The following is a 22,031-nucleotide window of genomic DNA, read 5'->3' as shown; positions in this document are numbered from 1 at the left end:
CAACTGAACTACCACTCCGCGCTTTAACCTTCTGCTTCAGCCAACACTGGCTGAAACTGCCTGCTTGCTGCTGCAGGACTTGAATCCTGGCGTCCCCACGGGGATTCGAACCCCGGTTATCGCCGTGAAAGGGCGGTGTCCTAGGCCTCTAGACGATGGGGACCCGATACTGCCATTTTCTTGGTGGAGGTAAACGGGATCGAACCGATGACCTCTTGCATGCCATGCAAGCGCTCTCCCAGCTGAGCTATACCCCCGTCCGAAGAAGTGCGCATTCTAGTCGCTTAGACGGCGCTTGTAAACCTTTTTTTGCAGCTAACTGACTTTTGACTGAGACTGGGTGTGCGAAGAAGCGAAAAAAACCCCGCGCCAGGCGGGGTTTTGATCTTTCCGAGGAAAGAAAGCCGATCAGGCGGCCTTGCGACGACGCAGGGCAGCCATGCCAGCCAGGCCGAGGCCGGCCAGGGCCATGGAGGCGGGCTCAGGAACGGTCAGACGCACAGCGCCATTCACCGCGAAGGTGCCGTTGATCTGGCCGTCGTTGTTGCCGCCAGCGGGGATGGAGTCCAGGGTCGAGAAGAGACCGCTGAAGCCGGTGCCGCCGTTGTCGGTTTCGGTGACGTCGATGGTCCAGGTGCCGTTGCCCAGGGTGTGCTGGACGGACACGGAGCCGTTACCGATCGCGGAGCCGAGGGGCCCGAACAGGTTGCCGAGCAGCAGGTTGAGGGCGCTGGCGCCACCAGAGAACGCTCCACCGGTCACGGCAGTGCCGTTGGAGGTGAAGGAGTTGTTGGTGAAGTCATAGACGAAATGAGTGCCGGTCAGGCCGCTGCTGGTAACTTCGCCGGTGCCGAGGGCAACCCAGCCCGGGACGTTGGAGACCAGATCCGGACCCGCGTGAGCCGGGGTGTAGTCGATGACGACCGAGCCCGTGCGCTCAGCACTGATGATGCCGCTGTGCGGAACGTACAGATCCACCAGGCCGGCAACGTTGGTCAGTTGAATTTGGAAGGTGTTGGGGTTGTTGTCGTCGGTAGCGGCGCTGAAGCCGCTGATGTTGAAGGCGCCGCCGAAGTTGGCGGTAGAGGTGTAAACACCGGCTTGGGCGACGTTGACGGCGCCGAAGGTGAGTGCTGCGCCAATGGCAACTGCGAGTTGTTTCTTGATCATGCTTGAGCCCTTTCCGCTGGATTCACAGAGTTAAATTCGAGGACTGATCATCACCCCACGATGCATTTGGGGTTGATGGAACGTATCACGAACGAATCGGTTGCAAGCTGTGTGCCACCTAAGTTAAGCCGCGGTAATTGCAGGGAAATCTCATGCTGGGTTTTTTGCCTGGCTGGCATGTGTAAAATATTCTGACACTTGCCGGATGGCACCGGGGAAATTTCCCTTACGTCATAAGACCTTGCCGGGATTTATGAGCCCTGCTGGATCGAGCGTTTTTTTGATGCTGCGCATCAATTCCAGCTCGATTTCGGATTTGTAGACCGTGAGGATATTCCGCTTCAACTGACCGATTCCGTGCTCTGCCGAGATGGATCCGTCGAGCTCGGCGACGAGGTTGTGAACGATGCACCCTACTTCGGCCGTGCGGGCGATGAAGGTGTCGTTTTCGTCGCGCAGGGGGCGTGACAGGTTGTAGTGGAGATTGCCGTCGCCGAGGTGGCCGAAGGCGACGACCCTGACCCCCGGATGGGCCGCTTCGAGAGCTTGCCCGGCCCATTCGAGAAAATCGGGAATGGCACTGATCGGTACCGAGATGTCGTGCTTGATGCTGAAGCCTTCCCGTTTCTGGGCTTCCGAGATGTTTTCGCGCAGGGACCACAGGGCGGCGGCCTGGCTCTCCGATTGGGCAACGACTCCGTCGTGGACGGCGGCGTCGGCAATGGCCCGTTCGAGCTCGGTCTCCAGTAGTTCAAGGAGACCGGCATCCGGCCGGGTATCGGTCAGTTCGATCAGTACGTACCAGGGATAGGCGGCGTCGAGCGGATCGCGGGCGCCCGGGATGTGCTGCAGCACGAGTTCGAGGGGCGTTCTGCCCACCAATTCGAAGGCGGTTACCCGGTCGCCGGCCACGCCACGGAGGCGTGACAGCAGGGCCACCGCCGCGGCGGGACTGGCCACCGCCAGCCAGGCGGTAACGGTGCTGCGCGGACGGGGAAACAGCTTGAGGGTGGCGGCAGTGACGATGCCGAGGGTACCTTCGGCGCCGATGAAGAGGTGTTTGAGGTCGTAGCCGGTGTTGTCTTTACGGAGGCTGCGCAGGCCGTTCCAGACCTGGCCGTCGGGCAGGACCACTTCCAGTCCGAGTACCAGTTCGCGGGTGTTGCCGTAGCGCAGCACCTGCACGCCGCCGGCGTTGGTGGAGATGACGCCCCCTACTTCGCAGGCGCCTTCGCTGGCGAGGGACAGGGGGAAGAAGCGGTCGGCTTCCAGCGCCGCGGCCTGGACGACCGCCAGCGGCGTGCCGGCCTCCACGGTGATGGCGTTGTTGGCTGGATCGACACGGCGGATGTGCCGCAGGCGGGACAGGTTGACTACTACCGCCACGCCATCGGTGAGCGGGGTAGCGCCACCGCACAGGCCGGTGTTGCCTCCTTGCGGCACGACGGGTGTGCTACTGGCGACGCAGGCTCGGACGACGGCGGACACTTCGGCGGTATCCGCCGGAAAGACGACGGCCTGCGCCGCGCCGGTGTAGCGGCCGCGCCAGTCGGTGAGAAATGGCGCCATGTCGTGCAGGGCCGACAGGCAATGGGGCGTGCCGACGATTTCACGCAGGGTGTCGATCAGTGCAGGCATGGGGGCGCTCGCTAGACAGGAGGAGAGAACATGAACCCGCCGGTTTGCCGGGGAATGCGCGGTGTCAGCGTCGTTCCAGGGCACGCCGGATGGCCGGCAGGGCGAGTTCGACGGCGGCTTCGCCTTCGGCAATGGCTTCGGCGCCTCTGTGATAGTCCATCAGCCCGAGTTGGGCAAGGCGCGGGGAGATCAGCACGTCGGCCGGCTCGCCGGCCAGGCGGCTTCGGGCGATGCGTACGGACATGATGGAGATGCTGTCCTGCATTACGCTGAGCATGGAGGGCAGGTCTGCGCTGGCGGCCTCGTCGCCTTCCGCCGGGCTTGTGTGGCCGTTGCCGTTGCGGCCGAAGCGGGACAGCAGCTTGCGCGACCAGTGGGCGTCGCCGTTGGTGGTCCCCTGCCCTGCCGGCGGCCGGTTGCGCCAGGCCCAGCCGACTACGTCGGAGTTGAGCTCGACGGCGATGACCAGGTCGGCCCCCATCGCGCGGGCGAGGGACACGGGCACCGGATTGACGAGGGCACCATCCACCAGCAGGCGGCCGTCCTGCCACACGGGCGCGATGAGGCCGGGCAGCGCGATGGAGGCGCGGACTGCCGCGGAGACACTGCCTTCCCGCAGCCAGACTTCGTGCCCGCTGTGCAGGTCGGTGGCGACGCAGCCGAACAGGTGGGGCAAGGCGGTGAAGTCGCGGTCGACGAACTGGCGCTCGAAGAAGGAGATCAGCCGGTCGCCCTTGATGAGGCCGCCGCGCAGGCCCATGTCCATCAGGCCGACGACGTGCTGCCAGCCCAGGCTTTCGACCCAGGTGCCGAGCTTTTCGAGGTCACCGGCCGCGGCGACGGCGCCGACGAAGGCGCCGATGGAGCAGCCGCTGATGATGGTCGGTTCGATGCCTTCTCGGGCCAGCGCCCGCAGCACACCGATATGCGCCCAGCCCCGCGCGGAACCGCTGCCGAGGGCGATGCCGATGCGGGGGGCGCGTTTCATGGAGGTGGCTTAGATCGGCTCGGCGTAGAGGTCGTGCACGTCGCAGTCGGTGATGCGCACGCGGGCGAATTCACCGGCCTCCAGGTTTTCACCGGCGGGGATGATGACCAGGCCGTCGATTTCCGGCGCGTCGCCGGGCGAGCGGGCCAGGGCGCCCTCCTCGTCGATTTCGTCGACAAGGACGGTCATTTCGCGGCCGATGAAGCGCTCCAGACGGGCCGTGGAGATGTCTTCCTGGAACTCCATCAGCTGGATACGCCGCTCTTCGCGGATTTCCTCGGGCACGGCATCGGGCAGATCGTTGGCCGTCGCGCCTTCGACGGGCGAGTAGGCGAAGGCGCCGACGCGGTCGAGCTTGGCTTCTTCGAGGAATTGCAGGAGCTCTTCGAAGTCGGCATCGGTTTCGCCGGGGAAGCCGGTGATGAAGGTGGAGCGGATGGTGAGGTCCGGACAGATCTCGCGCCAGCGGCGGATGCGCTCGAGGTTGTTCTCGGTGCTGGCCGGGCGCTTCATGGCCTTGAGGATGCGCGGGCTGGCGTGCTGGAAGGGTACGTCGAGGTAGGGCAGGATCTTGCCTTCGGCCATCAGCGGGATCAGTTCGTCCACGCTGGGGTACGGGTACACGTAGTGCAGACGCACCCACACGCCCAGATCGCCGAGGGCGTTGCAGAGGTCGTAGATCTTGGTGCGGACGGGCTTGCCGCCCCAGAAGCCGGTGCGGTATTTGGTGTCGACGCCGTAGGCGCTGGTGTCCTGAGACACTACCAGCAGTTCCTTGACGCCGGCATTGACGAGGTTTTCGGCCTCGCGCATCACGTCGCCGATCGGGCGGCTGACGAGGTCGCCGCGCATGGACGGGATGATGCAGAAGGTGCAGCGGTGGTTGCAGCCTTCGGAAATCTTGAGGTAGGCGTAGTGGTTGGGCGTGAGCTTGATGCCCTGCGGCGGCACCAGATCGATGAAGGGATCGTGGGGCTTGGGCAGGTGCTTGTGCACCTCGTGCATGACCTCTTCGGTGGCGTGCGGGCCGGTGACGGCCAGCACCTGCGGGTGGGCCGCCATCACCACGTCGTCCTTGGCACCCAGACAGCCGGTGACGATGACCTTGCCGTTTTCGGCCAGGGCCTCGCCGATGGCGTCGAGGGATTCTTCCACCGCGGCGTCGATGAAGCCACAGGTGTTGATGACGACGAGATCGGAACCCTCATAGGATGGGGAGATCTCGTAGCCCTCGGCCCGCAGGCGGGTGAGGATGTGTTCGGAATCCACGAGGGCTTTAGGACATCCGAGGCTAACGAAGCCCACTTTGGGGGCGGCCGGGTGCTTGGCTTGGGTCATGCGCTGAAAACCTGAAGGGGAAAAGCATAAGGGCCGCGACAACAGCGCGGCCCCGTTGGATTACTTGTTTGGCGTGCCAGGCGGTTCGCTCGAGGGCGTTTGCTGGTCTTTTTTGTCTGCCGGAAAGCCGCCTGCGAAGTTGGGGAACTGGAAGCCGGAAAACAGGTTGCGGGTCTGGCTGTCGAGCTGTTCCTGCATCTGGGCGTACATCTTCTTGCTCTGTTCCATGTACGCGCCCATCATGCTCTGCATGGCCGGCCCCTGGAAATTCAGGAACTGGGCCCACAGATCCTGGCTGACGGTGGCATTTTCACCGTAAACCGAGCGGACCTGTTCCTGCAGCTTGGCCTGCATGTCGGTGAAGCCCTTGATGTTGTTCTCGAGGTACTTGCCCATCATCCCCTGCATGGCATTGCCATAGAAGCGGATCATCTGGGACAGCAGGTCGCTGGTGAACATGGGCGCACCACCGGCCTCCTCTTCGAGAATGATCTGCAGCAGGATGTTGCGGGTCAGATCTTCACCCGTCTTGGCATCGACTACCTGGAAATTGGCGTTCTCGAGGACAAGTTCCTTCACGTCAGAGAGCGTGATGTAGGAGCTGGTCTGGGTATCGTAAAGGCGGCGGTTTGGGTACTTTTTTATCAGGCGAATTTGATCGGCCATCTGTGTCTTCTCCTCGGCGATAGGGTCGCCGCGGACAATTATACTGCGCTGCGCAAGAAAAAGCCCCGCGCGGGGCGGGGCTTCCGTGAGGCATTTTGCAACCGATTACTGGTAGTACAGGCCGCCGTTCACGTTGAGGGTGGCGCCGGTGACGTAGCCAGCCAGTTCGGAGGACAGGTAGACCACGGCCGCGCCGATTTCTTCCGGCTTGCCGAGACGCTTGACGGGCACGGTGTCGATGATGGCGTTACGGACTTCTTCCTTGATCGCCATGACCATGTCGGTGCCGATGTAGCCCGGGGCGATGGCGTTGGCGGTCACGCCCTTGGTGGCCAGTTCGGCAGCCAGGGCTTTGGTGAAACCGATCACGCCAGCCTTGGCGGCGGAGTAGTTGGTCTGGCCGGCCTGGCCCTTGACGCCATTCACGGAGGAGATGTTGATGATGCGGCCCCAGCCACGCTCGGCCATCTTGGGGGAGATGGTGTGGGTGACGTTGAACAGGCTGGTGAGGTTGGTGGCGATGACGGCATCCCACTGACCCTTTTCCATCTTCGGGAAGAACTTGTCGCGGGTGATGCCGGCGTTGTTCACCAGGATGTCGATCGGGCCGACTTCAGCGGTGATCTGCTCAATCGCGGCCTTGGACTGCTCGTAGTCGGAGACATCGAAACCGTACAGCGGAATGTCCAGGCCTTCGGCCTTGCGGGCTTCAACCCACGCATCCTTGGCGGGATCGCCCGGGAAGAAATTGCCGACCACGCGGACACCAGCGGCAGCCAGGGACTTGACGATTGCAGTGCCGAGACCACCGACTGCGCCAGTAACGAGAGCGATGCGTTGAGTCATTTCACTTTCCTTTTTGTTGCGGTGCCAGATGAACACCGATTAGAACATATGCTGACCGCCGTTGATAGAGATGTTGGCCCCGGTTACGAAGGCCGCTTCGTCCGATGCCAGATAGGCGATCAGACCGGCGATTTCCTCCGGTTTGCCGAGGCGACTCATCGGAATCTGCGGCAGGATCTTGGTTTCGAGGACCTCTTGCGGAATGGCGGTGACCATCTTGGTGCCGATGTAGCCCGGCGAGATGGTGTTGACCGTCACTCCCGCCTTGGCCACTTCCAGCGCGAGCGCTTTGGTGAAGCCGTGCATGCCGGCCTTGGCGGCGGAGTAGTTGGTCTGCCCGAAGGCCCCCTTGATACCATTGACGGACGACACGTTGATGACACGCCCCCATTTGCGCTCGACCATGCCGTCCATGACCTGCTTGGTCATGTTGAAGACGCTGTCGAGGTTGGTACCCATGACGGCGTCCCAGTCGGCCTTGGTCATGCGCTTGAAGGTCATGTCGCGGGTGATGCCGGCATTATTGACCAGCACATCCACGGGACCGATGTCAGCGGTGACCTGATCGACACACTGCTTGCAGGAATCGAAGTCGGCGACGTCGCAGGGGTAGGCCTTGAAGCCGTAGCCCATGTTGTTCATGGTCTGCAGCCACTCGCCGGCCTTGGTGTTGCCCGGCGAATAGGTTACGACCACCTTGTAGCCCAGGGCCGCCAGCTTGATGCTGATCGATTCCCCCAGGCCGCCCATACCACCGGTCACCAGTGCTACTCGTGCCATGTTTTTCTCCCTCCTTCTTTCGATGTATGCGGGGGTCGTGCAGACGTCGACAGTGCCCCCGGTGCCTGCTCACTGCCGACGTGTTATTTATTGGTTCTTGTCGGTCTTCGGCATGGCGGCTCAGGCTTTTTCTTTTACGTAACGCCCTGGAGCCGGTTCGATCACCTTGTACTTTGCATTGCCTGCCTTGTTGCGCGCGGCCACCAGATTGCCACTGCGCGGTTTGAGCCATTCTATCCAGTGCAGCCACCAACTGCCCTTTTGTTCTGTGGCAGATTGCAACCATTCTTCGGGAACCGATGCGGCAGAGTCGCCGGTCCAGTAGCTGCGGCGGTTTTTGGAGGCCGGATTGATGGCGCCGGCGATGTGGCCGCTGGCGCCCAGCACGAAGGTGGTTTCGCCGCCGAGGATCTGACGCGCCAGATAGGCGCTGGTCCACGGCACGATGTGGTCTTCGCGGGTGGCGAGCAGGTAGGCAGGCAGGTCCACCTTGCCGAGGTCCACCTTGACGCCGAGCATTTCGAGCTTGCCGGGCACGCGCAGGTTGTTCTCGAGGTACATGTTGCGCAGGTACCAGGCGAGGAAGGGGCCGGCCAGGTTGGTGCTGTCGGAGTTCCAGTACAGCAGGTCGAAGGCTTCCGGGGTCTTGCCCTTGAGATAGTTGCCGACCACGTATTGCCAGATGAGGTCGTTGCCACGCAGGCTGGAGAAGACCTGGGCGAGCTCTTGCCCGCGCAGCAGGCCACCCTTGCCGATGGCGGCCTCGCGCGCTGCCACCGAGGCTTCGTCCACCAGGCAGCCGATTTCACCGGCGTCGCTGAAGTCGAGCAAGGTGGTCATCAGCGTGAGGCTCTCGGCGGGGTCTTCGCCCTTGGCGCGCAGCACGGCGAGGGCCGACGACAGGATGGTGCCGCCGACGCAGAAGCCGAGCACATGGGGCTTTGGCACCTTGGTGACTTCGCGGACGACCTGTAGCGCGCTGATCGGGCCTTTTTCGAGGTAGTCGTCCCAGCCGAAATGGGCTTCTTCGGCCTTGGCGTTTTTCCACGACACGAGGAAGACCGTGAAGCCCTGCTCGACGATGAAGCGCACCAGGGAGTTGGCCGGCTGCAAGTCCATGATGTAGAACTTGTTGATGCACGGCGGGACGATCAGCAGCGGCGTTTTATGGACCTTGTCGGTCAGCGGCGCGTACTGGATGAGCTGGATCAGTTCGTTTTCGTAGATGACGGAGCCGGGCGTGGTGGCCAGGTTGCGGCCAATCTCGAAGGCCGAGTCGTCGGTCATGGAGATGCGGCCCTTCTCCATGTCGCCGATCAGGTTCTTGATACCCTGGGTGATGCTCTCGCCCTTGGTGTCGAGGGCCGTCTTGATGAATTCCGGGTTGGTCGCCGCGAAGTTGGACGGGGACATGGCCTCGACGTACTGGCGGGTCAGGAACTGCATGCGGGCCTTGGCCCGGCCATCGGCGATGGGCAGTGCGTCGGCGAGCTTGCCGAGATAGTCGGCATTGAGCAGGTAGGCCTGGCGGATGTAGTCGTAGACCGGGCTGGAGGCCCACTCAGGCGCATTGAAGCGACGGTCGCCCGGCGGTGGCTGGACCAGCGGCTCGACAGGCTCGCCCGGCTTGGCCTGGGCGATGCTCGCCCACAGGCGGGCGTGGGCTTCGGCCAGGGATTTTTGCAGCGCGGCCAGTTCCTGGGCTTCGGGCAGCGGAACCTGCGGCGCCGCAGCTGGCGCGACCTGCTGGATTGCGGCGTTTTGCTTGCCGAGGAAGTCGAGGAAACCTTCAGCCAGGGACTGGCCGAACTTGAACATGCCCTGCAGGGCTTCTGCAGACTGCTCCGGTGTTACAGACATCCACATCTCCTTTGTTGTATCCGACCGGGAAAATCACAGCGCAGTGGACACCGGAGCGGGCGAACGCGGCACCTGAATGGGCGGTACGCGTCTCTACCCCGGGCCCGTACGACGGCCTGTAGAATCCGGGTATGTATATTGTCGCTATCGCTTGGATTTTCGTCGCCTTGATGGCCACCGTGGCTGAAACCACGGTTGTCGGCGCCGTTCTTACCTTCTTGTTCTATGGGCTTGCGCCGCTCTCCCTGTTTGTGTGGATTTTTGGCACATCGGCCCGCCGCCGTCGCCGCTTAGCTCAGCGCCCGCTCGGCGAGGGGGTGGGCGAAGACGATGGAGGCGATGCCGGCAGCAATCAATAATACCTGCTGGATGGTGGCACGCAATTCCGTGCGCTTGTGCAAACCCGGAATGAGATCCGCCACGGCCACGTAGATCATACTCGCGGCCGCGAGGGCGAGGAACACCGGCACCAGGGCCTGCACGCGAGACAGTGCGAAATAGGCCAGCAGGCCGCCGACCAGGGTTGCCACGCTGGAGAGCAGGTTGAAGGCCAGGGCTTTGGCACGACTGTAGCCGGAGTGCAGCAGAATGAGGAAATCACCCACTTCCTGCGGGATTTCGTGGGCGATGATGGCCAGGCCGGTGACGATGCCGAGGGGGGTGCTCTCGACGAAGGCGGCAGCGATAAGGATGCCGTCCACGAAATTGTGGAAGGTGTCGCCGACGAGGATCAGCAGCCCGCTGCGGCCATGATCGTGGCTACCGCCGCCATGGTGGTGGTGCTCGTGGCCGTCGCAACCTTCGTCGTGGCAATGGCGCCACAGCACCAGTTTTTCGAGCACGAAGAAGATCAGGATGCCGGCCAGCACGTTCATGGCGGCGCGCTCGGGGCTTTCCGCCGCTTCGATGGCATGGGGCAGCACCTCGAGGAAGGCCGCGCCGAGCAAGGCGCCGATGGCGTAGCTGATCAGGATGGGCACCCAGTTGGGACGCGCCGCAAAGGCGAACCCGGAGGCGACCAGCACGCTGAGCAGGCCGCCGGCGAAGCTCATGAAAACGATCCAGGCAAGGGGAGTCATGGTTTTACAGCTTTCAGGGGGCCGGGCAGTATAGCTTTAGTCTTCGTATCGGCCGTTAGGCTTGGGTGAGCCAGATCAGGGAGGCCATGCGGCCGGTCGTGCCGTCCCGCCGATAGGAGAAGAAGCGCTCCTTCTCGGTGACGGTGCAGGCATCGCCGCCATGGACGGCGTGGACGCCCAGCCGGGCCAGGCGCTGACGGGCCAGCAGATAGATGTCGGCCAGCCATTTGCCGGGCTGCGCCGCCGGACGGAAGGCGGCGTGGGCAGCCGGATCGACCGCCACAAAGGTGGCGCGCACTTCGTCGCCGACCTCGAAGGCCTGTGGGCCGATGGCGGGTCCGAGCCAGGCCAGCACTTCGGACGGTGCCACCGCCATCTTCGTCACGGTGGCTTCGATGACGCCATTGACCAGCCCCCGCCAACCGGCGTGGGCCGCGCCGACGACAGTGCCGGCGCGATCGCACAACAGCACCGGCAGGCAGTCGGCAGTCATGACGGCGCAGACCTTGCCCGGCACGCGGCTCACCGCGGCGTCGGCATCCGGCACGCCCACGCATTCGGCGATGTCGATCACATCGATGCCATGTACCTGATTGAGCCAGCACGGCTCGTCCGGCAACTCGGCACGCAGCACGGCGCGGTTGGCGAGCACCCGTGCCGGCAGGTCGCCAACGTGACCGCCGAGGTTAAGGGAATCGTAAGGCGCCGGGCTGCTGCCACCGCTACGGGTGGTGGACAGGGTTTGCACGCGGGCCGGGGCCGGCCAGTCGGGACGGATCCAGGACGCGGCGCTCATGGCTTGGGACTTTCGCGCAGGACAGCCAGCAGGCTCTCTATGTCGGCGGCCAGCGGCACGTTCCAACGGCATCCTTCGCCGCTGCGCGGATGCACCAGGCCGAGCTGCCAGGCATGCAGCGCCTGGCGGGGAAAGGCATCGAGGCGCGGATCGGCGCTGCGGGCCTTGCCGTAGGTGGCGTCGCCCACCAGCGGATGGCCGATGTGTGCCATGTGCACACGGATCTGGTGAGTGCGGCCGGTTTCGAGCTGGCACTCGACGAGGCTCGCCCGGGCAAAGCGCTCGACGATCCGGTAACGGGTCAGCGCCTCGCGGCCGCCGGGCACAACAGCCATCTTGGTGCGCTGGACCGGGTGACGTCCGATGGGGGCATTCACCTCCCCGCTCGGCGCCGGCTCGCCGTGCACCAGCGCGTAGTAATGGCGCTTGACGGTGCGCGCCTGCAGCTGGCGTACCAGATCGGTCTGGGCTTCGAGGGTCTTGGCCACCACCAGCAGGCCGCTGGTGTCCTTGTCCAGGCGATGCACGATGCCGGCCCGGGGCAGTTCACGAAAGCCCGGACTGTGGAACAGCAGCGCGTTGAGCAAGGTACCCGACCAGTTGCCGCTGCCCGGATGGACAACCAGGCCGACCGGCTTGTTGATGACGATGATCGTGTCGTCCTCGAAGACGACGTCCAGCGGGATGTCTTCGGCCTGCTCGGCCAGCATCGCCTCGGACGGCTCCGGGCTGACATGCAGGGACTCGCCGCCCCAGACCTTGGTCTTGGCGTCCGGCGAGGCGCCGTTGACGAGGATCCGCCCGGACTTCAGCCAGGCCTGCAGGCGGCTGCGGGAATGTTCGGGAAACAGGCGAGCGAGGGCCAGGTCTACACGCAGACCGGCACAATCATCAGGAATCGTCTCGCGACGCGGCGAAGGGGAAGATGAGGCTGGGCTATAATCGAGCCAGTCTTCTTCCAATGAGTTTTCAATGGCGCATTTCACCCTGCGTAGTTTAACGCTTACCGGCTTCCTGCTGCTGGCCGGCTGCAGCAGTCTCCCCGACCAGGCGGATGAAACCGTCGGCTGGAACGCCCAGAAGCTGTATTCAGAAGCCAAGGAGTCCATGTCGGATGGCGCCTGGGACCGTGCCATCAAGATGTTCGAGAAGCTCGAGGCACGCTACCCCTACGGCCGTTACGCGCAACAGGCCCAGCTCGAAGTGGCCTACGCCTATTACAAGTCGAACGAGCCGGCCTCGGCAATCGCCGCCTGCGACCGCTTCGTGAAGCTCCACCCCAACCATCCGAACGTGGATTACGCCTACTACCTGAAGGGGCTGGCGAATTTCAACGAGGATCTGGGTTTGCTCGGCGCACTGGCCAACCAGGATCTGTCGGAGCGCGATCCAAAGGCCACCCGCGAATCCTTCAACACGTTCAGAGAACTGAGCCAGCGCTTCCCGGACAGCAAGTACACGCCGGACGCAACGCTGCGCATGCGTTACCTGGTGAATGCCCTGGCGTCCTATGAGGTGCACGTGGCCCGCTATTACTACGATCGCGGTGCCTACGTGGCGGCAGCCAACCGGGCCCAGAGCGCGGTCAAGGATTTCCCCCAGTCGCCGGCCTTGGAAGAAGCCCTGTTCCTGATGGTCAAGAGCTACGACGCGCTCAAGATGAACGACCTGCGGGACGACGCTGACCGCGTGCTGCACAAGAACTTCCCGAAAAGCCGCTACTTCTCCCCCAACGGCGTGGCTGTCAACGACCGTCCGTGGTGGAAGATGTGGTGAGTACCGGAACGCCCCGCCTCGATGGATGACGCAGTCCGCCTGGCGCTGGCCAAGTGGCCGGACGTGCCCTCGTGCACGGGCTGGCTGCGCCTGAGCCGGCGCGGGGAATGGTGGGTCCCCGAAGGACCGATCCGCCATGCGGGGCTGCGGGGCTTCATTGCCCGCAACTACTTGGCCACGCCAGACGGCCGGTGGTATTTCCAGAACGGCCCGCAGCAGGTTTTCGTGGATCTCGACTACACGCCGACGATCCTGCGCCTTGCCGCCCCCGACCGGCTGGAAACGCACACCGGTCTGGCAGTGACAGCGCTCGACAGCGCCTGGCTGGACGAGCACGGCAACCTGCTGCTGGATAGCGAACACGGCATCGCGCTGCTCGATGACCGTGACCTGGCGGCCATGCTTGAGCACCTCGCCGGCGATCTGGAAGCGGACGACAGCCCGATCAGTCTGATCTGGGGCGATCGGCAGTTCGCCGTCGGCCGCATCCGGCAGGCCGACGTCGCCACACGTTTCGGGTTCATCGACAAGCCGGCCTGAGGCGGCCGGCTGCCGTTGCAGCCAGGGCCGACATGGCGCCGGCCCCTTCCCGGCCGCTCAGCCGCGGCCGTACTTGTCTTCGAAGCGGACGATGTCGTCCTCACCCAGGTAGCCACCGGACTGCACCTCGATGATCTCGAGGGGCAACTTGCCGGGATTGGCGAGGCGATGCACATGCCCCAGCGGGATGTAGGTGGATTCGTTCTCGCCGAGCAGGAAGACCTTGTCGCCGTTGGTGACTTCCGCCGTACCCTTCACGACGATCCAGTGCTCGGCCCGGTGATGGTGCATCTGCAGGCTCAGGCGCGCGCCGGGATTGACGACGATGCGCTTGACCTGGAAGCGGGAGCCGGCGTCGATGGAGTCGTACCAGCCCCACGGGCGGTGGATCTTGCGGTGGGCGGAGGCCTGGCTGCGCTGCCCTGCCTTGAGGGTGGCGACGATCTGCTTGACGTGCTGGGTCTTGTCCTTGCGCGCCACCAGCACCGCGTCGGGCGTTTCGACGACCACCGCATCATCCAGGCCGACGCAGGCCACCATGCGGTCCTGGGCGTACACCAAGGTGTTGCGGCTGTCCTCGAACAGCACGTCGCCGCGGGCCACGTTGCCGGACTCGTCCTTGTCGGCGATCTGCCACAGGGCGTCCCACGCCCCGACATCCGACCAGCCGGCGGACATGGGCACGACACTCCCGGAGATGCCGAGATCGGCCCCGGCCAGCTTTTCCATCACCGCATAATCGATGGAGTCGGACGGGCAGGCCTTGAAGGCTTCCTTGCCGACGCGGACGAAATCGGCGTCGCGGGAACCCGCCTGCCAGGCTTCCGCACACGCGGCGTACATTTCGGGCTGCAGTTGCGCGATGGCCTTCAGCCAGACGCTGGCCCTGACCATGAACAGGCCGCTGTTCCACAGGTATTCGCCGCTGTCCAGGTAGCGCTGGGCGGTGGCCGCATCGGGCTTCTCGACGAAGGCGGCGATGGACTTGCTGCCGTCCGGACGGTCGGCACCGAAACGGATGTAGCCATAGCCGGTTTCGGCATGGTCGGGGACGATGCCGAAGGTCACGATGGCGCTGTCCAGCGCCGCCGGGATGCCGGCATCGATGGCGCCCTGAAAGCCGTCCAGATCACGGATGACGTGGTCGGCCGGCATCACCAGCAATACCGGATCGGCCTCCTGCACGGCCAGGGCCGCCAGGGTGAGGGCCGGCGCAGTATTGCGGCCGAAGGGTTCGAGAACGATGTTGCGGCTGCTCTGGCCGCTCGCCCGCAACTGCTCGGCGGTGACGAAGCGGTATTCCTCGTTGCAGACGACGACCGGCTCGGTTGCCACCGGCAGACGCCCCCGGAAGCCGGCCAGCCGGCCGGCCGTGGCCTGCAGCATGGTTTCGCTGCCGACCAGGGCCAGCAACTGCTTGGGGTACTGCTCGCGGGACAAGGGCCACAGGCGGGTGCCGGAGCCCCCGGAAAGAATGACGGGTTGAAGTTCCATGGCGGGCTAAGGACTCTCAAAAATTGAAGCGCTGCACAATGCCATATGTTTTAACACAAAGTTGCGGAAAACACCCTCCCGTCATTCACGATTCACATATCGGAAGCCTCTTCCGCCAGACCGGCGAGCCAGCCACCGACCACCTTTTCGACGTCCTCAACGCCGGTTTTCTTGAGACTGGAGAAGAGTTGCACGGTCACATGCCCGCCGAGCGGCTCAAGTTCCTTGCGGACCGCAGCGAGGGTCGCGGCAGCTTCACTGCGGGTGAGCTTGTCGCTCTTGGTGAGCAGCACGTGGATCGGTCGCCCGCTCGGCGCAAACCAGCCGATCATCGTGCGGTCGAGTTCCTTGAGGGGGTGGCGGGAGTCCATGATCAGCACCAGCCCGACCAAGTTGGGCCGGCGGGTCAGGTAGTCCTCGAGCAGGTGCTGCCACTGGCGACGCACCGCCTCCGGCACTTCGGCGTAACCGTAGCCGGGCAGATCCACCAGCACGGCACCGTTTTGCAGACGGAAAAAGTTGATCAGCTGGGTGCGGCCCGGCGTTTTGGACACGAAGGCCAGCCGGGTGTGATTGGCGAGGGTATTGATGGCACTCGACTTGCCGGCGTTGGAACGTCCGGCAAAGGCGATCTCGGGGCCGCGGGGCGCAGGGAGGCCGCTGGCCTTGGCAATGGAAATTTCAAACTGGGCGTTGCGGAAGAGAGGCATGGGGAATGGCGTGGAGCTTGCGCGTCAGGGCTTTATTGCATCGCGCAAATGACTGGAATTGCTATAGAATAGCAGGTTTGAGACTTCCACATTCTTGGCTTCCGAGGACATCATGATCAAGCGTTCCCTGCTGCTTTCGTTGCTTCTGGCCACCGGTGCGGTTCAGGCTGAAGAAAAGGCTTCCGCCCAACCCGATCTGGCCAAGGCCAAGCAGACTGCAGAAACGGTCTGCGTCGCCTGCCACGGCGCCGACGGCAACAGCCAGATCCCCACCAACCCGAAACTCGCGGGCCAGCATGCGGAATACCTCGCCAAGCAGTTGCGGAACTTCAAGAGCCAGGACGGCAAGCCCGCCGAGCGCGCCAACCCGGTGATGGGTGGCATGGCCGCACCGCTGTCCGACGACGACATCAAGGGCCTGGCCGCCTACTTCGCCGGCCAGCAACTCAAGCCCGAAGCCGCCAAGAGCAAGGCCACCATCGAACTCGGCCAGAAACTGTGGCGCGCCGGTGACCTGAAGCGCGGCATCCCTGCCTGTGCCGCCTGTCACGGCCCCGCCGGCGCCGGTCTGCCCGCCCAGTTCCCGCGCCTGTCCGGCCAGTTCTCCGATTACACCGAAGCCCAGCTGAAGGCCTTCCGTGCCGGCGAACGCGCCAACGATCCGAACAAGATGATGCGCACCATCGCCCTCAAGATGACCGATCCGGAAATCAAGGCCGTCGCCGACTTCGCTGCCGGCTTGCGCTGAGTCAAGGCGCATTTCCGCGCCGTCCGGCTATAAAGAAAGGGGTGGTTTCGGCCACCCCTTTTTCCATTCTCGCCCCCGCCTATCTCGACGCCATTCATGCGACAGCGCAGTTTTTCCCGCGCGTTCTACGAGCTGATCAGCTCGATGCGCTTTGCGGTCAGCCTGCTGACCGTCCTCGGGATCGCCTCCATCATCGGGACGGTGCTCAAGCAGAACGAGCCCTACAACAACTACCTCAATCAGTTCGGCCCCTACTGGTTCCCGATCTTCGAGGAGCTCGGTCTTTACGCGGTCTATAACTCGGCCTGGTTCCTGGTCATCCTGGCCTTCCTGGTGCTGTCCACGTCAGCCTGCATCGTGCGCCAGACGCGGCCGATGCTGAAGGACATGCGCAGTTTCCGCGAGCATGCGAAGGAAGCCTCGCTGGCCGCCTTCCAGCACCACGAACGCCTGCACACCGCCCTCCCCACCGACTCCGCCTCCCAGAAGATTCAGGCGTATCTGGCCGCCAACGGCTTTCAGAGCCGGACCGGCGCTCGCGAAGATGGCGTGCTGCTGGCCGCCAAGCAGGGCAGCTGGACGCGCGTCGGCTACTTTCTGGCCCACTCCGCCATAGTACTTATCTGCATCGGCGGCCTGCTGGACGGCAATCTGCCGCTCAAGATCCAGATGGCGCTGGGTGGCAAGACGACCACCTCGGGCAACCAGTTGATATCCGACATCAAACCGGAGAGCCGCCTGGGGCTGGACAACTGGAGCTTCCGCGGCAACGTCTTCATCCCCGAAGGCAAGAGCGCCAACGTGGCGATCCTCAATGTGAAGGATGGCATCCTGCTGCAGGACCTGCCCTTCACCGTATCCCTGCGCAAGTTCCACCTGGAGCACTATTCCACCGGGATGCCAAAGCGCTTCGCCAGCGACATCCTGATCACCGACAAGGCCAGCGGCAAGTCCGTCGAGAAGACCATCGAAGTGAACAAGCCCTTCGAGTTCGACGGCATCATGATGTACCAGGCCAGCTTCGAGGACGGCGGCTCCCGCCTGCACCTGGTCGGCCACGACCTGCGCACCGGTGGCCGGGCGCCCTTCCAGACCGACGCCACCGTCGGCGAGGCCATCAAGCTCAAGCAGGACGGCCTCGACTACACACTGGAGCTGGGCAGCTTCCGCCCCTTCAACATCGAGAACATGGCCAACGAGGAGCCGGCCGAGACCAGCACCGTGGCCCGGCTCGAAAAGCATCTGGGCAGCGGCGCCCGCTCGGTGTCGAAGAAGGATCTGCGCAACGTCGGCCCCAGCTTCGAATACCGGCTGCGCGACTCGTCGGGTCAGGCCCGGGAATACCAGAACTACATGCTGCCGATCGAGCAGGACGGTGCCTGGTACATGCTGGCCGGCATGCGCGAGACGCCGGCGGCTCCGTTCCGCTTCATGCGCATCCCGATGGACCAGGACGGCAAGCCGGACAGCTGGTTCGTGATTCGCGGTGCACTGCTCGACAAGAGCCGCCACGCCGAGATCGCCAGTCGCTTCACCGCCACGGCCCTGGGAGCAGAGACCGACGAGACAGTGCGCGGCCGTCTGCGCGAGACCACCCGCAAGACTCTGGAACTGTTCGCCATTGGCGGTTTCGAGAGCCTCGGCAAGTTCATCGAGAGCACCGTGCCGCCGGCCGAGCGGGACAAGGCAGCCGACGTGTTCATCAAGATCCTGGAGGGCTCGGCCTGGGAGGCCTGGAAACTGGCGCGCAGTACTGCCGGCCTGCCGGCCGTCGAACTGGACCAGAAGAACGGGCGCCTGTTGCGCGACACGCTGAACGCCACCAGCGACAGCCTGCACTACGGCGCGCCGGTCTATTTCCAGCTCTCCAGCTTCGAGGAAGTGCGTGCCACTGTACTGCAGGTGACCCGCTCGCCGGGCAAGCCGGTGGTGTATTTCGGCTCCCTGCTGCTGGTGCTGGGCGTCTTTGCGATGCTCTACATCCGCGAACGCCGGCTCTTCGTATTGATCAAACACAACGGCGACGCACTGGTGGCCCTGAGCGCCAATCGCAAATCGATGGACGTGGAAGAGGCCTTCCAGCGCCACCGCAAGGCCATCGCGGCCCTGCTCGACCCAGCCGCCACGCCGCCAGCCCAATCCTGATCCGAGGTCATTCCCATGGACATCGCCCACTCCGGAACCCCATCCCCGCTGCGCCGCGTCGGCATTGGCGACGGCCTGTTCGCGCTCGCTCTGGCCCTCGCCGCCGGCTTTGCCCTGAGCCAGTACGGCGACTTCATGGACATCTACGACAAGGCGATCCTCGCCGCCGTGGTGCCCGCACTGGCCGCCATCGGCTGGGCCTGGAAACCCTTCCGGGGCTTCCTCGCCGCCGCTGCCGCGCTGGCCGTGCTGAGCATCAGCCTGTACGGCGGCGACCTGGCCCGCGCCGAGCAGGCCTTCTTCCTCAAGTACCTGATCTCCAGCCAGACGGCGATCATGTGGATGAGCGCGCTGTTCTTCATCGCCACCGGCGCTTACTGGATCGGCCTGGCAGCCCGCTCGGACTTCGCCGAGAAAACCGGATCGGCCCTGACCTGGAGCGCGGTGACGATGGGCACCACCGGCCTGCTGGTACGCTGGTACGAGAGCTATCTGATCGGCACCGACGTGGGCCACATCCCCATCAGCAACCTGTACGAAGTCTTCGTGCTGTTCTCGCTGATCACGGGCCTGCTCTATCTGTACTACGAGGGCCACTATGCGACCCGCCGGATGGGGGCCTTCGTGCTGCTGGTGATCTCGGCGGCAGTGGCCTTCCTGCTGTGGTACACCTTCTCCCGCGAGGCCCAGGAGATCCAGCCGCTGATACCGGCCCTGCAGAGCTACTGGATGAAAGTGCACGTGCCGGCCAACTTCATCGGCTACGGCGCCTTTGCTCTGGCAGCGATGATCGGCGTAGCCGACCTGCTGGTGCGCAAGGGCATCCTGGCCAGCCGCCTGCCGCCCGCAGAGGTGCTGGACGACGTGATGTACAAGGCGATTGCAATCGGCTTCGCCTTCTTCACCATCGCCACCATCCTCGGCGCCCTGTGGGCCGCCGAAGCCTGGGGCACCTACTGGCAATGGGATCCGAAGGAAACCTGGGCCTTCATCGTGTGGCTGAACTACGCGGCCTGGCTGCACATCCGCTTGACCAAGGGCCTGCGCGGCCCGATGCTGGCCTGGTGGGCGGTAATCGGCCTGGTGGTGACGGCCTTCGCCTTCGTCGGCGTCAATATGTTCCTGTCAGGCCTGCATTCCTACGGCTCGCTGTGAGCCCTGCCTAGACCTCGTTGCGGCGGGGCCGCCCGGCTTCCAACCGGTTGATTTCAGCAGCACTGAAGCCCGCCTTCCGGCGGGCTTCGACGTTTAGCGGCTTGGGCGGCCACGGAGCGTCGAACTCAGTCATCAGAGCGAGATAAGTCGCTTCCGGCTCAAGCCCCCGCTCCGCGCAGAAGTGACGGAACCAGCGGTCGCCCAGCGCCACATGGCCGATCTCGTCACGCAGGATGATGTCGAGCACCGCGATGGTCGCTTCGTCGCCGATCTTCCGCAGCTTGGCAACGATGGGCGGCGTGGCGTCCAGCCCCCGCGCTTCCAGCACCCGCGGCACCAGGGCCATGCGCGCCAAGGGATCGTCGGCGGTTTTTACAGCCATGTCCCACAGCCCACGATGGGCAGAAAAATCACCATAGGTAAAACCCACGGCGACGAGCCGCTCCGTCACCAAGCCAAAATGGTAGGCCTCTTCCGCCGCCACCTGTAGCCATCCCGCGTAGAAATCGGTTGGCAGACCACGAAAGCGGTAGACGCAATCCAGCGCCAGGTTGATGGCGTTGAACTCGATATGGGCAATCGCATGCAGCAACGCAGCCAAGCCCTCGGCAGAAGAGGGTTTGCGCCGCGGCACGGAGGTATGGGCGATCAGTTCGGGGCGATCCGGCCTGCCAGCATCGATCACTGGCAACACGGGACAGGCACCGGCATCGACGGGCGCCGGTAGCGCACCCCGTCTCCAGTCCTGGCTCAGGCTTGCCACCAGATCGGACTTTTCCGCGGGGTCAGCGCACATCAGGGCCCGGTAGGCCCGGGCATGCAGATTTTCAGGGGTTTCCAGCATGGCGCGATGGTACACCAGGAAAAAACGAAAGGCCGTCTGCATGGACGGCCTTTCGCGGGCGCGATTGCGCGCCTCTTTCTCTCCCCCCTCAATCAAGCGGTCTTGCGGGCAGCCTCCCGGCGAGGACTGGCAGCCGGCTTGGCGGCCTGAACGGCAAGCGCCACGTCCTGGATCTGCTCACCGAGCTTGCCGAAGTTCTCGAAGGCCGCCACCTGGGCCTCGAAACCACTGCGCAGGACATCAAACCATGCATCGAAGCCAGCCGGCGCACCTTCCGCCACGCGGTCGATGTTGTGCCGGACCTGACCGGTTGCCGTAGCAGCCGTGTTCCGGAAAGCCTCGGCGAAAAGCTGGCCAGCCTCCAGCAGCACTTCGTACTGCTGACGGGCACTGTCGGTCGAACGCTGCAGTTGCGGCTGGAAGAAGCGGGCCTGCCAGTCGGCAAGACCAGCCACATCGCGAATCCCGAAGAAGCCGGCGGAACCGGCCAGGGCCTCGCGGGCCAGCTCCAGGTTGTTTTCAAGTTGCAGACGCACAAGCTTCTCGGCCTGATCTGCCAGCCCCTGGGCCAGTTCGATGAACTGGTCGAGCTCGGCGCCCTGCAACGGCGCGAAACGTGCAATGCTGACCACGGTCATTCAAATCTCCTATCGAGTTGACCTCTTGCCATGGGTGTCTCCCCCATCCTTCTCGATCCTGCACCGGGCACAACACGGCGCCGGACGGGCTGCACATCCAGGTGCAGCAAGAAGTTGGATGGAGTATGTCATCGGCGGCCGCTTTCATGAAGACGGCATTTTCCCCGCGTCAATACCGGGAAAACCCTGAGACGGGATTCAGTCGGCATGGTAGCGGGCTTCGATCACCAAGCGGACCAGTTCGGCCAGGGACTCGACCTGCAGCTTTTCCATGACCCGCGCCCGGTGCTGCTCGACCGTCTTGATGCTGATGCCGAGGCCCTCGGCGATCTGCTTGTTGAGCCGGCCGGCCACCATGCCATCCATGACGTCCCGCTCGCGGGCCGTCAGCCCATCCAGGCGGCCCTGAATCTCGGTCCACCGGGCCCCTTCCTGGCGTCGCTGGGCGGCCACCTGCACCGCCTCATTGATCCGGTCGAGCAGAACCTGCTCGTTGAAGGGCTTCTGCAGGAAGTCAAAGGCGCCTTCGCGCATGACCCGGGCGACCATCGGCACATCGCCATGGGCCGACACGAAAATGATCGGCAAACGCTGGCCGATGCGTCCGAGGCGGTCCTGCAGGCCAACGCCGCTCAAGCCCGGCATGCGCACATCGAGCACCAGGCAGTGGGCACGCTCCAACGCTTCGCCATCATTCAGGAAGTCCACTGCCCCGCGATAGCAACGCACCGGAAAACCGAGGGTTTCGACCAGCAGGCCAATCGACAGACGAACGGCGTCGTCGTCATCGACCACACAGACAAGTGGCCTATTCATATGA

General features: G+C 64.1%; 21 protein-coding genes and 2 tRNA genes. 5 read left to right on the top strand and 18 right to left on the bottom strand.

Annotation, left to right across the window (positions count from 1 at the left end; genetic code table 11):
- Positions 1-87 precede the first annotated feature (87 nt).
- From B4920_RS21220 to rluD, 13 genes are all read right to left on the bottom strand, one after another.
- Positions 88-163: transfer RNA gene (locus B4920_RS21220), tRNA-Glu, on the bottom strand.
- Between the two features lie 18 nt (positions 164-181).
- Positions 182-257 (bottom strand) — tRNA-Ala (locus B4920_RS21215).
- Positions 258-408: 151 nt separating this feature from the next.
- Positions 409-1,170, bottom strand: coding sequence for a PEP-CTERM sorting domain-containing protein (locus tag B4920_RS21210; RefSeq protein WP_079436680.1), 762 nt, complete (start codon positions 1,168-1,170; stop codon positions 409-411).
- 231 nt (positions 1,171-1,401) lie between these two features.
- Entirely contained in the window at positions 1,402-2,808 is a 1,407-nt protein-coding gene (locus tag B4920_RS21205) for an FAD-binding oxidoreductase (RefSeq protein WP_079436679.1), read from the bottom strand.
- Between the two features lie 64 nt (positions 2,809-2,872).
- Positions 2,873-3,796, bottom strand: a complete 924-nt coding sequence (locus B4920_RS21200; protein ID WP_079436678.1) for a patatin-like phospholipase family protein — start codon at positions 3,794-3,796, stop codon at positions 2,873-2,875.
- A gap of 9 nt (positions 3,797-3,805) precedes the next feature.
- A complete protein-coding gene (rimO, locus tag B4920_RS21195; protein ID WP_079436677.1) occupies positions 3,806-5,134 on the bottom strand; it encodes a 30S ribosomal protein S12 methylthiotransferase RimO in 1,329 nt (442 codons plus the stop codon).
- Between the two features lie 60 nt (positions 5,135-5,194).
- The gene (phaR, locus tag B4920_RS21190) at positions 5,195-5,800 is read right to left on the bottom strand and encodes a polyhydroxyalkanoate synthesis repressor PhaR (RefSeq protein WP_079436676.1); all 606 of its coding nucleotides are present in this window, start codon (positions 5,798-5,800) and stop codon (positions 5,195-5,197) included.
- A 105-nt stretch (positions 5,801-5,905) separates the two neighbouring features.
- Complete coding sequence (phbB, locus tag B4920_RS21185; RefSeq protein ID WP_079436675.1) at positions 5,906-6,646, bottom strand: acetoacetyl-CoA reductase; 741 nt, start codon at positions 6,644-6,646, stop codon at positions 5,906-5,908.
- A 39-nt stretch (positions 6,647-6,685) separates the two neighbouring features.
- The gene (gene phbB, locus B4920_RS21180) at positions 6,686-7,426 is read right to left on the bottom strand and encodes an acetoacetyl-CoA reductase (protein WP_079436674.1); all 741 of its coding nucleotides are present in this window, start codon (positions 7,424-7,426) and stop codon (positions 6,686-6,688) included.
- Positions 7,427-7,546: 120 nt separating this feature from the next.
- Positions 7,547-9,286 carry an alpha/beta hydrolase gene (locus B4920_RS21175; protein ID WP_079436673.1) on the bottom strand — a complete coding sequence of 580 codons (1,740 nt, stop codon included), beginning with the start codon at positions 9,284-9,286 and terminating at the stop codon, positions 7,547-7,549.
- A 290-nt stretch (positions 9,287-9,576) separates the two neighbouring features.
- Positions 9,577-10,365, bottom strand: coding sequence for a ZIP family metal transporter (locus tag B4920_RS21165; RefSeq protein WP_079436671.1), 789 nt, complete (start codon positions 10,363-10,365; stop codon positions 9,577-9,579).
- A gap of 55 nt (positions 10,366-10,420) precedes the next feature.
- Positions 10,421-11,161 (bottom strand): peptidoglycan editing factor PgeF, encoded by a 741-nt coding sequence (gene pgeF / locus B4920_RS21160; protein WP_079436670.1) that lies wholly within the window; start codon positions 11,159-11,161, stop codon positions 10,421-10,423.
- Positions 11,158-12,123: a 23S rRNA pseudouridine(1911/1915/1917) synthase RluD gene (rluD, locus tag B4920_RS21155; RefSeq protein ID WP_254051009.1), complete on the bottom strand. Its 966-nt coding sequence runs from the start codon at positions 12,121-12,123 to the stop codon at positions 11,158-11,160. Before rluD ends, pgeF begins: the two co-directional genes overlap by 4 nt.
- Positions 12,124-12,133: 10 nt before the next feature.
- Here rluD and B4920_RS21150 point away from each other — a divergent pair, with 10 nt between their 5' ends.
- Positions 12,134-12,937 (top strand): outer membrane protein assembly factor BamD, encoded by an 804-nt coding sequence (locus tag B4920_RS21150; RefSeq protein WP_079436668.1) that lies wholly within the window; start codon positions 12,134-12,136, stop codon positions 12,935-12,937.
- Between the two features lie 21 nt (positions 12,938-12,958).
- Positions 12,959-13,477 (top strand): DUF2946 family protein, encoded by a 519-nt coding sequence (locus B4920_RS21145; protein WP_079436667.1) that lies wholly within the window; start codon positions 12,959-12,961, stop codon positions 13,475-13,477.
- 57 nt (positions 13,478-13,534) lie between these two features.
- On the opposite strand, the gene B4920_RS21140 is transcribed toward B4920_RS21145, so the two are convergent.
- Positions 13,535-14,971 carry a mannose-1-phosphate guanylyltransferase/mannose-6-phosphate isomerase gene (locus tag B4920_RS21140; protein WP_079436666.1) on the bottom strand — a complete coding sequence of 479 codons (1,437 nt, stop codon included), beginning with the start codon at positions 14,969-14,971 and terminating at the stop codon, positions 13,535-13,537.
- A gap of 92 nt (positions 14,972-15,063) precedes the next feature.
- Positions 15,064-15,681, bottom strand: coding sequence for a ribosome biogenesis GTP-binding protein YihA/YsxC (yihA, locus tag B4920_RS21135; protein ID WP_079436665.1), 618 nt, complete (start codon positions 15,679-15,681; stop codon positions 15,064-15,066).
- A gap of 112 nt (positions 15,682-15,793) precedes the next feature.
- Between yihA and B4920_RS21130 the strand changes: the two genes are divergently transcribed.
- From B4920_RS21130 to ccsB, 3 genes are all read left to right on the top strand, one after another.
- Entirely contained in the window at positions 15,794-16,429 is a 636-nt protein-coding gene (locus B4920_RS21130; protein WP_079436683.1) for a cytochrome c, read from the top strand.
- Between the two features lie 96 nt (positions 16,430-16,525).
- On the top strand, positions 16,526-18,574 hold the full coding sequence (locus B4920_RS28470) for a cytochrome c biogenesis protein ResB (RefSeq protein ID WP_088179525.1): 2,049 nt from the start codon (positions 16,526-16,528) through the stop codon (positions 18,572-18,574).
- 15 nt (positions 18,575-18,589) lie between these two features.
- Positions 18,590-19,729 (top strand): c-type cytochrome biogenesis protein CcsB, encoded by a 1,140-nt coding sequence (ccsB, locus tag B4920_RS28465; protein ID WP_088179524.1) that lies wholly within the window; start codon positions 18,590-18,592, stop codon positions 19,727-19,729.
- 7 nt (positions 19,730-19,736) lie between these two features.
- Here the strand turns inward: ccsB and B4920_RS21120 are convergent, their stop codons facing one another.
- From B4920_RS21120 to B4920_RS21110, 3 genes are all read right to left on the bottom strand, one after another.
- Positions 19,737-20,615 (bottom strand): ferritin-like domain-containing protein, encoded by an 879-nt coding sequence (locus B4920_RS21120; RefSeq protein WP_254051008.1) that lies wholly within the window; start codon positions 20,613-20,615, stop codon positions 19,737-19,739.
- 50 nt (positions 20,616-20,665) lie between these two features.
- Complete coding sequence (locus B4920_RS21115; RefSeq protein ID WP_079436664.1) at positions 20,666-21,211, bottom strand: phasin family protein; 546 nt, start codon at positions 21,209-21,211, stop codon at positions 20,666-20,668.
- A 198-nt stretch (positions 21,212-21,409) separates the two neighbouring features.
- The gene (locus B4920_RS21110) at positions 21,410-22,027 is read right to left on the bottom strand and encodes a response regulator transcription factor (RefSeq protein WP_079436663.1); all 618 of its coding nucleotides are present in this window, start codon (positions 22,025-22,027) and stop codon (positions 21,410-21,412) included.
- Between the last annotated feature and the right edge of the window lie 4 nt (positions 22,028-22,031).

The organism is Zoogloea sp. LCSB751, assembly GCF_002028455.1.
Lineage (GTDB): Bacteria > Pseudomonadota > Gammaproteobacteria > Burkholderiales > Rhodocyclaceae > Zoogloea.
This window is presented reverse-complemented; position numbering and strand designations above follow the sequence as displayed.